The 11,930-nt window shown below is 69.4% G+C and carries 8 protein-coding genes; 3 read left to right on the forward strand and 5 right to left on the reverse strand.

Features of this window, described 5'->3' with window-relative positions; genetic code table 11:
• Positions 1 to 56: 56 nt before the first annotated feature.
• Positions 57 to 2,909 (forward strand): Hsp70 family protein, encoded by a 2,853-nt coding sequence (locus AAN986_RS04515; RefSeq protein ID WP_206424542.1) that lies wholly within the window; start codon positions 57 to 59, stop codon positions 2,907 to 2,909.
• Positions 2,910 to 2,989: 80 nt separating this feature from the next.
• Here AAN986_RS04515 and AAN986_RS04520 read toward each other — a convergent pair whose 3' ends face one another.
• Positions 2,990 to 4,903 (reverse strand): trypsin-like peptidase domain-containing protein, encoded by a 1,914-nt coding sequence (locus tag AAN986_RS04520; protein WP_047218883.1) that lies wholly within the window; start codon positions 4,901 to 4,903, stop codon positions 2,990 to 2,992.
• A gap of 203 nt (positions 4,904 to 5,106) precedes the next feature.
• Here AAN986_RS04520 and AAN986_RS04525 point away from each other — a divergent pair, with 203 nt between their 5' ends.
• Entirely contained in the window at positions 5,107 to 6,549 is a 1,443-nt protein-coding gene (locus AAN986_RS04525) for an NAD-dependent succinate-semialdehyde dehydrogenase (protein WP_349335581.1), read from the forward strand.
• Between the two features lie 44 nt (positions 6,550 to 6,593).
• On the opposite strand, the gene AAN986_RS04530 is transcribed toward AAN986_RS04525, so the two are convergent.
• From AAN986_RS04530 to AAN986_RS04545, 4 genes are all read right to left on the reverse strand, one after another.
• Positions 6,594 to 7,115: a GNAT family N-acetyltransferase gene (locus tag AAN986_RS04530; protein WP_047218881.1), complete on the reverse strand. Its 522-nt coding sequence runs from the start codon at positions 7,113 to 7,115 to the stop codon at positions 6,594 to 6,596.
• A gap of 91 nt (positions 7,116 to 7,206) precedes the next feature.
• Positions 7,207 to 9,192 carry an FUSC family protein gene (locus AAN986_RS04535; protein ID WP_047218880.1) on the reverse strand — a complete coding sequence of 662 codons (1,986 nt, stop codon included), beginning with the start codon at positions 9,190 to 9,192 and terminating at the stop codon, positions 7,207 to 7,209.
• Positions 9,189 to 9,650, reverse strand: coding sequence for a MarR family transcriptional regulator (locus AAN986_RS04540; RefSeq protein WP_012207511.1), 462 nt, complete (start codon positions 9,648 to 9,650; stop codon positions 9,189 to 9,191). Before AAN986_RS04540 ends, AAN986_RS04535 begins: the two co-directional genes overlap by 4 nt.
• 155 nt (positions 9,651 to 9,805) lie before the next feature.
• Complete coding sequence (locus AAN986_RS04545) at positions 9,806 to 10,891, reverse strand: YeiH family protein (RefSeq protein WP_013800637.1); 1,086 nt, start codon at positions 10,889 to 10,891, stop codon at positions 9,806 to 9,808.
• A gap of 132 nt (positions 10,892 to 11,023) precedes the next feature.
• On the opposite strand from AAN986_RS04545, the gene AAN986_RS04550 reads away from it, so the two are divergent.
• The gene (locus AAN986_RS04550; RefSeq protein WP_047218879.1) at positions 11,024 to 11,929 is read left to right on the forward strand and encodes a LysR family transcriptional regulator; all 906 of its coding nucleotides are present in this window, start codon (positions 11,024 to 11,026) and stop codon (positions 11,927 to 11,929) included.
• The last annotated feature ends 1 nt before the right edge of the window (position 11,930 follow it).

Consider the following 11,930-nt stretch of genomic DNA (forward strand, 5'->3'; position numbering starts at 1 on the left):
CGCCCCGGCGGCAGGCCCGGTCCGGGCCGCGCACCGTGCCTTGTATGACTGCCGATATGCCTGATACTGCCGCCCCCGCCTCCGCCACCCCCTTCGCTCCCGACGCCGCCCACATCGTGGGCATCGACCTTGGCACCAGCCACACCGTGGTGGCGCATGTGCCCGTGGGCGGCACGGCGGCCGACATCGCCTTGCTGCCCGTGGCGCAGCGCGTCTCGGCCAGCGAGGTGGCGGCCCAGGTGCTGCTGCCCTCGGCGCGCTACCAGGCGGCGCCCGGCGAACTGGGCGATGCCTGGCAGCAGCCCTGGGTGGCACTGGGCGCCGATGCGCAAGCGCCCGCCGTCAATGGCCGCTGGGCGCGTGACCTGGGCGCGGCCGTGCCGTCGCGCCTGGTGGCCAGTGCCAAGAGCTGGCTCTCGCATGCGGGCGTGGACCGCACGGCGGCCATCCTGCCCTGGGGCGCGCCCGAAGAGGTGGCCCGGCTGTCTCCGCTGCAGGCCTCGGCCAGCTACCTGGACCATGTCCGGCAGGCCTGGGACCGCACGCACCCCGGCGCGCCGCTGCGGGACCAACTGGTCGTGCTGACCGTGCCGGCCTCATTCGACGAAGGCGCGCGCGCACTGACGCTGGAGGCCGCGCAGCTGGCCGGCCTGCCTGCGGTGCAATTGCTGGAGGAACCCAAGGCCGCCTTCCACGACTGGCTGGTGCTGCAGGGCAAGCATCTGGCGGCCGAGCTGGCGCACTGCCGCCTGGTGCTGGTGGTGGATGTGGGCGGCGGCACTACCGACCTGACCCTGATCCGCGTGCAGCCCGCTGAAGCTGGAGGCCTGCCCGTGCTGACACGCACGGCCGTGGGCGAGCACCTGATGCTGGGCGGCGACAACATGGACCTGGCGCTGGCCCATCGGCTGGAGCCGCAGTTCGCCCCGCCCGGCGAGCGTCTGCCCGCCGCACGCTTCGCCCAACTGGTGCAGCGCTGCCGCATGGCCAAGGAACAGTTGCTGGCCGACGATGCGCCCGAGTCCGTGGCCGTGACCCTGCTGGGCGGCGGATCGAAGCTGCTGGCGCAGACGCGCACGGCCACGCTGCGCCGCGACGAGGTGCGCGAGGCCGTGGTCGAAGGCTTCATGCCGCTGGCCGGCCTGCAGGATCTGCCCACCCGGCGCCAGGGCGCTTTGCGCGGCCTGGGGCTACCCTATCCTGCCGATGCGGCGATCACACGGCACCTGGCGCAGTTCCTCGCGCAGCACGCGGCTGGGGAGTTGCCCGATGCGGTCCTGCTCAATGGCGGCGTCTTCCACGCCCATGCGCTGGCCCAGCGGCTGGTGGCGCAGCTGCAGGCCTGGCGCGGCCAGCCGCTGCGCCTGCTGCACAACCCGCATCCCGACTGGGCCGTTGCACGCGGCGCAGCGGCGCATGGCCTGGCCATGCATGTCCAGAGCCGTCCGTCTGAGGATCTGCCGGAATCGGAAGATGCCCGGACTGTGCCCGCCCCGGTACCGCGCATCGGCGGTGGCTCGCCGCGCAGCTACTGGCTGGTCCTGCCCGAGAAGGCGGGTGCCGCACCACAGGGCATCTGCCTGCTGCCGCGCGGCACGGAGGAGGGCGTGCGCATCGTGCTCTCCGGCCGGCGCTTTGCGTTGCGCCTGGGCCAGGCCGTGCGCTTTTCGCTGGTGGCCAACAGCCTGGCGGCGGCGCCTGCGCAGGCCGGCCGTATCGCGGCGCTCGACGGCGAGGGCTGGGTCGAGCTGCCCGCCCTGTCCACCGTGCTGCCCGCGCCCGAAGGCCGGGACAAGGCCCAGGTCGAAGTGCAACTGCAGGCCTGCATGACCGAGGTCGGCACGCTGGAGGTGCGCTGCGTGGCCGCCGACGATGCGCAGCGCCAGTGGCTGCTGCCGTTCAGCGTGCGTGGTGCGCTGGCCGCAGATGCGCAGGACACCGGCGATCGTTCTGCCCGGCAGGGCCGGCTGGCGGACGCCGTGGCCCTGATCGAGCGCATCTTCGGCAGCCAGGCCCAGGAGGTGACGGCCAAGGAGGTCCGCCAGCTGCGCCAGTCGCTGGAGCGACGGCTGGGCCCGCGCGAGGACTGGGACCTGCCGCTGCTGCGCGCACTGTTCGACGCCCTGCTGGCCCGCGCCAGGCGCCGCCGCCGCACGGCCGAGCACGAGCGCGTCTGGCTGAACCTGGCAGGCTGGTGCCTGCGACCCGGCGTGGGCGCCGAGCTGGACGGCTGGCGCATGCAGCAGGTCTGGCAACTGCATGGCCAGGGCCTGGGCCATGGCGGTGAGGCGGCCAACCGCACCGAATGGTGGGTGTTCTGGCGCCGCGTGGCCGCGGGCCTGGACGAGGCCCGGCAGATGGAGCTGCTGGAAGAGGTTGCCGGCCACATGCAAAAGGCCGTGCAGCAGTCCACGCAGCGCAGCCAGGGCAAGTCCGCCCATGGCAGCTACGACGACATGCTGCGCCTGTTCGCCGCCATGGAGGCCGTGCCCTGGCAGTACCGCCAGGAAATGGGCCAGTGGATGCTGCAGCGGCTGAAGCACCCTGGTGAATCCGTGCAGACCTGGTGGGCCATAGGCCGGCTGGCCGCGCGCATGCCGCTGGCCGCCAACGCCCACCGCGTCATGCCGCCCGAGGCCGCGCAGGAGTTCCTCGACGCCACCCTGGCCCAGGACTGGCGCCGCAATGAAACCGCCATGTTCGCCGCCGTTCAGATGGCCCGCATGACGGGCGACCGTGCGCTGGACCTGCCCGATGCCCAGCGCGCCCTGGTGCTGGAGCGGTTGCGCGGCGCCGGTGCACCGCAGCGCTGGATCGACCTGGTGGAACAGGTCCAGCAGATGGACGCCCAGGATGCGAAGCGCAGCTTTGGGGATAGCCTGCCGCCGGGGCTGGTGCTGGTGGGGTGAGGGCTGTTGCCCAAGAAGAAGGCCCCGCAGTGCGGGGCCTTCTTCTTGGGGAGGCACTGCAGCAGGTGCAGTGCGCGTGCTTACTGGGTTTTCCAGACGTAGTAGCCCACACCCTCATATTTGAAGAAGGGATACTTGGTGATCACCTGATCCCGCTCTGCAATGTTGATGGTGTAGAAGTGCGCACCAGTCTGCTCGTTGAAGAAGCGGAATATGGGAACTGTTCCATTGACTGCAGTTGTGGCGGCATACCAGGCGATGCCTTCATCGATGAAGCCGGGATAGTAGATCTTCACCTGGTTGCGCTCGAAGGCGTCGATGGTGAAGAAATGCGCGCTTGTATTTCTATTGAAGAAGCGGAATACGGGATCCAGCCCTTGTTGCATTTGGGTGGATGCATAGAAGGCCACGTTTTCATACTGGAAGGCCGGATAGGTTGCAATCACCTGATCGCGCTCTTGTGCATTGGCTGTATAGAAATGCGCACCGGTGACCCGATTGAAGAAGCGATAGACGGGGGTACGTGTCTGGGAGGTGCCGGTAATCGGGTCTGCTGCAAGCCATTTCTGAACATTGGGAAACAGCAGATCGAAGCGTCCATAGATGGACATGCCGCCAGAGGCAGGGCAAGTCTGGTCGTCGCCGCCATAGAGGACCCCGGCCAAACGTCCTTCCACGAACATGCCCGAGCCGCTGCTGCCTCCTTGCGTCAGCCCTTGATCCCAGTTCACCAGGTTGAAGCCACCGCTGACATTGGCGCATTTCATCATCCCTTCGCTGGAAGGCTCGCATGAGACTGATCTGGAGACTGTGCCGAAACTGATTTTCTGCAGATCGCCTCGGGGATGGTGGATGCCCACCATGCTGGTGCCACCAGCCACTGTCTGGCTGGTCCAGCCTGCAAACACCGCACCGGCTGGGGGCGCATCGTTGAGGCGCAGCAGTGTGGAATCGTAGTCCGCCGTCGCATAGAGCAAGGTGGCACCGTTTCGCAGCACCCTGTTTGCGGATGACAACGTGCGACTGTTGCAGGAGGGCGTGCGATAGAACCAGGAGGTTTCCAGGGTGGAAGCCACTGTCTGGCTGCTGATGCAATGGTTGGCCGTAATGAAGTAAGGCGTGCCGGAAGCGGCCTTGTCATTGAGCAGCGTACCCGTGCACAAATAGCCCGCACCGTTCTTCACATAGAGCATGCGTGCTACGGCATTGCGTTGTGTGCTGTAGTTGTCGTAGCAGGTGGAGTCCAGATTGCAGGACAGGGACTCGTTGAGCTGGGCCGAGAACTGCATTTCGCTTTCCAGCGGAAGCGAAAGGTTCTCGTGGATATGCATCACGCGCGGGATGGCGATGCGCAGCGCGTCGGCGGGAATGCCGGGTGGCAGTTCGATCTCCAGCGTCACCTCGTCACCGCCAGTGTCCGGCGTCCACCAGGTGCGACCATCGGTGGTTTTGTCTCCCGCCTCCAGATTGGCCTGCAGACCCTGCAGCACGCGCTGGCCGGCGATCTCGTAGGCGCCCGCACGATGGTCACGCGCATAGACGCGCAGCAGCGCACTGCCTGGCAGTTGCTGCATCTCGACGCCCATGCGGATGCCGTAGGCGCCTTCCGAACGCAGGCTGACAGCGGCCACCAGGCCGCCCGAGGCCGTGGAGTGCCATTGCAACTGCGAGGCCAGCGCGTCGGTCGTGGCCGTCTGTGTGCTCAGTCGCTGCGCGCCCACCTGCATGGCGCCGTCCTGCGGGGCCGATGCGGCGTGGTACTCCTTCCATGCGCCCAGTTCCACGCGCAGTGGTGTGACCTCGGAAGGGGCGGCCAAGCTGCGAGATGCCAGAAATTCCCGAGGGGAGTTCAGAGGCTGGACATGGTGGTCCACGCTCATGGCGGGGTAGGCAGATTCCTGCCCCCAGGCCAGCCCCAGGCTGCCGGCCAGGGCGAGCGCCAGCGCGACGCTGCGCAAGCCCCTGCGCGCAGTGGTGTCGAAAAGATCGGTCATGAGCTCCCTCTCAACGGATTGGTGGATATTGCGAAACCCGGGCATTTTAGGTGTTGTGTGCGTGACAGCCCGGTGACGGCACCGCCGTCCGGCGCTTCCTAGAATGGTCGCTGCGCTGCAGCGGCAGCCGGGTGCGGACACTGCGAGCGCCGTGCCTGCCCCACACATCTGCCCCCTGTCATCTACCAAGGATCTGATCCAGCATGAGCCATTCCTACTCCGACACCCAACTCCTGATCGACGGCCAATGGCAGGACGCCGCCAGCGGCACGAAGATTCCCGTGCGCAACCCGGCCAGCGGCGAGGTCATCGGCCATGTGGCCCACGCCGACGTGGCCGACCTGGACCGTGCGCTGGCCGCAGCGCAGCGCGGCTTCGAGGTCTGGCGCAATGTCTCCGCCCATGAGCGCGGCGCGGCCATGCGCCGTGCCGCAGCCCTGCTCAAGGACCGCGCCGACGAGATCGCCGCCCTGCTGACGCAGGAGCAGGGCAAGCCCGTGGCCGAGGCCAAGGGCGAAATCCTGGCCGGCGTGGGCATCATCGAATGGTTTGCCGACGAGGCGCTGCGCGTGTACGGCCGCATCGTGCCCTCGCGCCGCCCCGAGGTGCAGCAGCTGGTGATCAAGGAGCCCGTGGGCCCCGTGGCTGCCTTCACGCCCTGGAACTTCCCCGTCAACCAGATCGTGCGCAAGATCGGCGCGGCGCTGGCCACGGGCTGCTCCTTCCTGTGCAAGGCGCCCGAGGAAACGCCGGCTGCGCCCGCCGCCCTGTTCAAGTGCTTTGTCGATGCGGGCGTGCCGGCCGGCGTGGTGGGCCTGGTGTTCGGTGATCCGGCGCAGATTTCCTCCTACCTGATCGCCCATCCCGTGATCCGCAAGGTCACGTTCACCGGCTCTACCGCAGTGGGCAAGCAGCTGGCGGCGCTGGCCGGCCAGCACATGAAGCGCTCGACCATGGAGCTGGGCGGCCACGCGCCGGTCATCGTGGCCGAGGATGCCGACGTGGCCCTGGCCGTGAAGGCCGCAGGCGCGTCCAAGTTCCGCAACGCGGGCCAGGTCTGCATCTCGCCCACGCGCTTTCTGGTGCACAACAGCGTGCGCGAGGAATTCACGCGCGCCATGGTCGCCCATGCCGAAGGCCTCAAGGTCGGCGATGGCCTGGCACAGGGCACGCAGATGGGCCCGCTGGCCAATCCGCGCCGCGTCACGGCCTTGTCCCATCTGATCGAGGATGCGCAAAAGCAGGGCGCCAAGCTGCTCACGGGCGGTGCCTCGCTGGGCGGCGCGGGCAACTTCTTCGCTCCCACGGTGCTGGGCGACGTGCCGTTGAGCGCCGAGATCTTCAACCAGGAGCCCTTCGGCCCCGTGGCCGCCATCCGCGGCTTTGACGATCTGGGCGAGGCCATTGCCGAGGCCAACCGCCTGTCCTACGGGCTGGCGGCCTATGCGTTCACGCGCTCCATCAAGACCGCTCACCAGCTGGCGCAGCAGGTCGAGGCCGGCATGCTGTGGATCAACCAGCCGGCCGTGGCCTCGGCCGAGATGCCGTTCGGCGGCATCAAGGACTCGGGCTACGGCTCCGAAGGCGGCCCCGAGGCGCTGGAGGCCTACCTGGTCTCCAAGGCCGTGTCCATTGCCGCCGTGTGATCATGGCCGGCTGAACGATGAACGGCCCCTGAGGGGGCCGTTTTTCATGGGTGCGGCTTGCGCGCGGGAATGCGGTAGATGACGGCCGCGTACTTGGGCCGCTGCTGCTGCTCCACGACGACCCCGCCCAATCCTTCGGCGATGCGCCGGCTGGCCGTGTTGGCCTCGGCCACCGGGTAGCTGAAGGACTGCGGGGCGAAGGTTTCCGCGGCCCAGGCGGCCAGGGCGGCAACGGCCTCGCGGCCATGGCCCTGGCCATGCGCGTCCTCGCGTATCCATATGCCGAGTTCGGGCTCGGCATCGCGCGCGCGGTGCAGGCCCAGCAGGCCGGTGAATCGGCCTGACGCGCGCTCGCGCAGCGTGAAGTTGAAGTCCGTGCCGGCTGCGATCTCCCGCAGCCATCCGCGCCAGACCGCCTCGAAATCGGCAGGCGCCGATGGCGGCTCGAACGACAGGTAGCGCGTCAACGTGGGCGTGATGCAGGCAAAGGCCTCATCGGCATCGGCGGCAGTGAAGGGGCGCAGCGCCAGGCGCTGTGAGGTGATGGTGGTGTCGCTCCACGTCATGGATGCTTTCCTCGCAACAGGGGGACAGAGAGCGTGGGGCGCTGCCGGCCTGGGCCGGCCTTAGCCGTTCATTCTGGCATGGGTCCGTGCTTCAGCCGGCATTGCGGAAGAAGGCTTCGTGCTGCGCGATCTCATGCGCGGCATGGCGCAGCTGGCGGGCCTGGTCGGGGTGGCGTTCGGCCACGCGCTGCGCCAGCGCGCGCAAAAGCGGCGGGCACTGGCCGGGGGACTGCTGCAGCCGCTGCAGGCGCAGCAGCGCGGCGCGCACGGCGCGGGCCGTGCCGTCGCCCAGCGCGGCTTCCTCGGACAGCTGGTGCAGCGCCTGGATGGCGCGGCCCACATGCAGCGCGGCCAGGCCGCACTCGGCCGCCTGCGCGCCCAGCTGCCCTCCAGCCTGCTCCGACATGCGCACCAGGCGCAGCAGCCGGTGGTACAGGCGGGCGCGCCAGATGCGGCCATCGCGCGCATGGCCCGGCGTGGCGGCCATGTCCTGCAGCTCGTGGACCATCATGGAGCGCAGGCCCTGCAGCCGTCCCTGCAGGGTGACCGGCAGGATGAATCGGTAGGCAGCCCAGCCGGCCAGCGGCCCGGATACCACGGCCAGCCCCAGGGCCAGCGCATGGCCGAAGCTGGCCGTCTGCGGGTAGTGGGGCTGCAGCAGGAGCAGCAGCACCATGTTGCAGTCATAGCCCGAGAGCGCGGTGCGCTGGTGCGAGAACAGCAGTGCGCCCACGTAGACGAAGGGCAGCATCAGCCACACCAGGCCCGCCTGGCTGCTGGCGAACGGCCAGACCAGCCACTGGCAGGCCAGGGCCACCAGCACGCCCATGGCCTGGCCCAGGGTCACATGGCGCATGGTGGCCGACGGGTTCTCGAAGCCCGAGAACACGGTCAGCATGATGGACATGCCCAGCAGCATGTAGGCGCCGCCGCTCCAGCCCGTCACCACCCACAGCAGGCCCACGATGGCGATGGCCGCGCTGGCACGCAGCATGGCGCGGCGCGCGCCCAGCCAATCGCTGTGCAGCACCACGGGCCATTGGCGCGCGCGGTGGCCGGGCGGCAGGGCCACGTCATGGGTGGCGGCCAGGTGGGCCTGCAGCGCAAAGCCCATCGGGGCCAGCATGTCGGCCGCGCCGGGCCAGGTTGCGGCGGACTCGCGTGCGCGTATCAGGGCCGCCGCGGCCTCGTGCAACTGCACGCGCGTCTCCAGTGCCACGGCGGCTTCGCGCAGCGCCTGCGCGGCAGCCAGGGCCTGCGCGTCGCCAAAGGCCGCAGGCGGCTCCTGCGACGGCGCGTCACGCAGCCACAGCAGGGCCGAGATCTGGGCATTCATGAGCCGGCGCAGCGCGTGCACGGCCTCGCGCGAGCGCTGCGATCCTGCGGCGTGCGGGTCCAGCCCCTCCTCGATCACCGCCATGGCCAGCAGGCGGGCGGCGATCTCCTGCGAGCCCAGTGACGAACGGCCGCGCGCCTGCAGGCTGTCGGCCAGATCGCGCAGCAGCCGGGCAAACAGCTGGCGTACCTCGGCATTGCCGGGAATGCCGCTGGCCTTGGGCGTGAACAGCCAGCCCACGAGCAGGGCTGCGAACACGCCGGTCAGCGCCGTGAACAGCCGGTCCCAGCCCAGGGCGAAGACCTGGTCGGGGTGGGCAAAGTCCAGCAGCGCGACCATGGCCGCCGAATAGCCGGACAGCATGGTGCCGTAGGCCACGAAGCTGCGCTGCAGATTGCCCACGCCCGCGCACAGGCCCAGCCACACGGCCAGGCCCAGCACCAGCCACAGCAGGTTTCCCTGGGCCAGCAGCACCAGGCCCACGCCCACGGCCGTGCCGGCCACGGTGCCTGCGACCCGGAAAAAGCTTTTTTCGAGCAGTTGCCCGCGCAGCGGCTGGGATGCGGCCCAGGTGGCCATGGCAGCCCACTGCGGATGCTCCAGCCCCAGCTGCCAGGCAGCCAGCAGCGCCAGGCAGGCGGCAAAGGCCGTGCGCAGATGCTGGCGCAGGCGCACGGGGTCGAAGCCCCAGCGGACCGAGGCCTGCAGCAGGCGGCCATAGGCATCGTGGAGGGCGTTCATGGCGCGCCTTCAGTGCGCAGCGCGGCCATGCGCGCCTGGATCTTGGCCATGCCGGCCAGCATGGCCTCGACCTCGGCATCGTCCAGGTCCTGCAGCATGGCCAGCTCGGCCTGCAGCATGGTGGCGCGCACGCGGTCCACGGCGCCGTTGCCTTCATCGGTCAGGAAGATGCGCTTGCTGCGCCGGTCGCCGGGGTCGGCGCGGCGTTCCACCCAGCCGTGGCCTTCCAGAATGTCGAGCAGGCGCACCAGGCTGGAGCCGTCCAGTCCCACGCGCTCGGCCAGTTCCTTTTGCGTGACACCGTCGCCCCAGGCGCGCAGGTGGATCAGCGGTGCCCAGGTGGCATCGGTCAGGCCGTCGGCCAGCAGTTGCTCCTCGACCTGGCGGCGCCACTGGCGTACCAGGGTGACCATGAGAAAGCCGAGGCGGGCGCGGGGAGGGGCAGAGGCAAAGGACATGCCTCGATTATCTTTGCAATGCAATTAATTTGCATTGCAAATTAATTGTGTCTGCATTTGATTCAAGGGTATTCCCTTGTCCAGGGGCGGGTAGTCCATGAAAAAGGCCCTGCAAGACGATGCTTTGCAGGGCCGGTCGATGGATGCGGACGGCTTCAGAGCAGGCCGGGCACCCAGCGGTTGAAGAGCAGGCCCGCCACCAGAAGCCATGCGAACAGCAAGGCGGCCAGCAGCAGGGGCTTCGTGCCTGCGGCACGCACGGCGCGGACATGGGTGGTCAGGCCCAGGGCCGCCATGGCCACGGCCAGCAGGGCGTTGTCCAGCTGCACGCCCACCTGCACCACGGCAGCGGGCAGCACGCCCAGGGAGTTCACGCCGGCCATGGCGACGAAGCCCAGCGCAAACCACGGAATGGTGATGCGGCGCGGCTGGCCGTCGCTCACCTGGCTGCTGCGGTTGCCGCGCGCCACGGCCATGGACAGCAGCAGCAGGAAGGGGGCCAGCATCATCACGCGCACCATCTTGGAGATCACCGCCACGTCGGCGGCTTCGGGGGCAATGGCTTCGCCGGCGGCCACGACCTGGGCCACCTCGTGCACGGTGGAGCCCACGTACAGGCCGTACTGCGCAGGCGACATGTCCAGCCAGCCGTGGGCGGCGTTCCAGTGGAACAGCGCGGGGTAGAGGAAGGTGCCCACGGTGCCGAAGACCACCACGGTGGCCACGGCCACGGCCACGTCTTCGGCGCGGCCCTTGATCACGGGTTCGGTGGCCAGCACGGCAGCGGCGCCGCAGATGGAGCTGCCCGCGCCGATCAGCACCGTGGTGCGCGCATCCAGCCCGAAGACGCGGCGGCCCAGCCACTGCGCCAGCAAGAAGGTGCTGCCCAGCACCAGGGCATCGACCACCACGCCGGCCATGCCCACATGACCTATGTCCTGGAAGGTCAGCCGCAGGCCGTAGAGCACGATGCCCGCGCGCAGCAGGCGCTGCTTGGCCAGGCCCACGCCGGCATGGCAGCTGGGCGCCAGGCGCGGATAGACGGTGTTGCCGATGACCAGGCCGATGCAGATGGCCAGCGTCAGTGCACTCAGGCCCGAGCCGGCCAGCAGGGGCTGGCGTGCGCCCCAGGTGGCGGCTGCGGCAATGGCGCCCGCCAGCAGCAGGCCGGGCGCAAGCTCGGTCAACTGGCGCAGCCAGCCGGACGGATGGGAGGAGCGTGGGAGGGATGTGGTGTTCATGGTGCCAGCGCGCCGCGTCAGGAGCGCGGTGCATGGGAGGCACTTTAGATTTCTTGGCTATATTCGTATAACGAATAGTTTTTGTAGCACCAACCGGGGAAACAGGTTGATGCCTCGTCCAGACTGCACGCCATGCTGCACCTCACCCTGCGCCAACTTGAAATCTTCTGCGCCGTCGCCCAGGCGGGCTCCACCGTGGCAGCGGCCGACGCCGTGGCCCTGTCGCAGTCGGCCACCAGCGCCGCGCTGCAGCAGCTGGAGCAGGCCATGGGCGCCCAGCTGTTCGAGCGCGTGGGCCGGAGGCTGGCGCTCAACGACGCGGGCCGCGCCCTGCTGCCCGAGGCACTGGCGCTGCTGGAGCAGGCCAGGGGCATAGAGCAGGCGTTTTCGGTGCGGGCCGCCAGCCTGCCCGTGCGTCTGCGCGTGGCAGCCAGCACCACCATAGGCACCTATGCGCTGCCGGCCGTGCTCGCGCACCTGGCGCGCAGCCATCCGCACCTGAGCGTGGACCTGCAGATCGCCAACACGCGCGAGGTGGGCCAGGCCGTGGAATCGCTGGACGTGGACCTGGGCCTGATCGAGGGCACCAGCCACTGGCCGGGGCTGGAGGTCGAGCCCTGGATGCGTGACGAACTCGTCATCGTGGCTGCAGCACAGGACCCGCTGGTGCAGGCCGCGGGCCAGCGCCCGCTGGGCGTGGCCGCCTTGCGCGGTGCGCGCTGGCTGCTGCGCGAGCCGGGCTCGGGCACGCGCGAGATGGTGGAGCATGCCTTGCTGCCGCATCTGCACCAGCTGCCGGCCGCCGCCACGCTGGGCAGCTCCGAGGCCATAGCGCGCTGCGTGGCCCAGGGCCTGGGCGTCAGCTGCCTGTCGCGCGTGCTGGTGCAGGCCCTGGTCGCCTCGGGAGAGCTGGCCGTGCTGCCGACCACGCTGCCGCGCATGTGGCGGGATTTCTCGCTGGTGCAGCGGGCGGGCAAGCGCCGCTCGCCGGCGCTGGCGGCCTTTGTGCAGGCCTGCCGCCAACACCCCCAGGACTGAG

The organism is Delftia sp. DS1230, assembly GCF_040112715.1.
GTDB classification, from domain to species: domain Bacteria; phylum Pseudomonadota; class Gammaproteobacteria; order Burkholderiales; family Burkholderiaceae_C; genus Comamonas; species Comamonas tsuruhatensis.

What these genes read in the sequence shown, in the direction of transcription:
- AAN986_RS04535 (WP_047218880.1), bottom strand. Translation starts at nt 9,192, where the DNA reads ATGAACGCCCTCCACGATGCCTATGGCCGCCTGCTGCAGGCCTCGGTC.
- AAN986_RS04520 (WP_047218883.1), bottom strand. Translation starts at nt 4,903, where the DNA reads ATGACCGATCTTTTCGACACCACTGCGCGCAGGGGCTTGCGCAGCGTC.
- AAN986_RS04525 (WP_349335581.1), top strand. Translation starts at nt 5,107, where the DNA reads ATGAGCCATTCCTACTCCGACACCCAACTCCTGATCGACGGCCAATGG.
- AAN986_RS04515 (WP_206424542.1), top strand. Translation starts at nt 57, where the DNA reads ATGCCTGATACTGCCGCCCCCGCCTCCGCCACCCCCTTCGCTCCCGAC.
- AAN986_RS04545 (WP_013800637.1), bottom strand. Translation starts at nt 10,891, where the DNA reads ATGAACACCACATCCCTCCCACGCTCCTCCCATCCGTCCGGCTGGCTG.
- AAN986_RS04540 (WP_012207511.1), bottom strand. Translation starts at nt 9,650, where the DNA reads ATGTCCTTTGCCTCTGCCCCTCCCCGCGCCCGCCTCGGCTTTCTCATG.
- AAN986_RS04530 (WP_047218881.1), bottom strand. Translation starts at nt 7,115, where the DNA reads ATGACGTGGAGCGACACCACCATCACCTCACAGCGCCTGGCGCTGCGC.
- AAN986_RS04550 (WP_047218879.1), top strand. Translation starts at nt 11,024, where the DNA reads ATGCTGCACCTCACCCTGCGCCAACTTGAAATCTTCTGCGCCGTCGCC.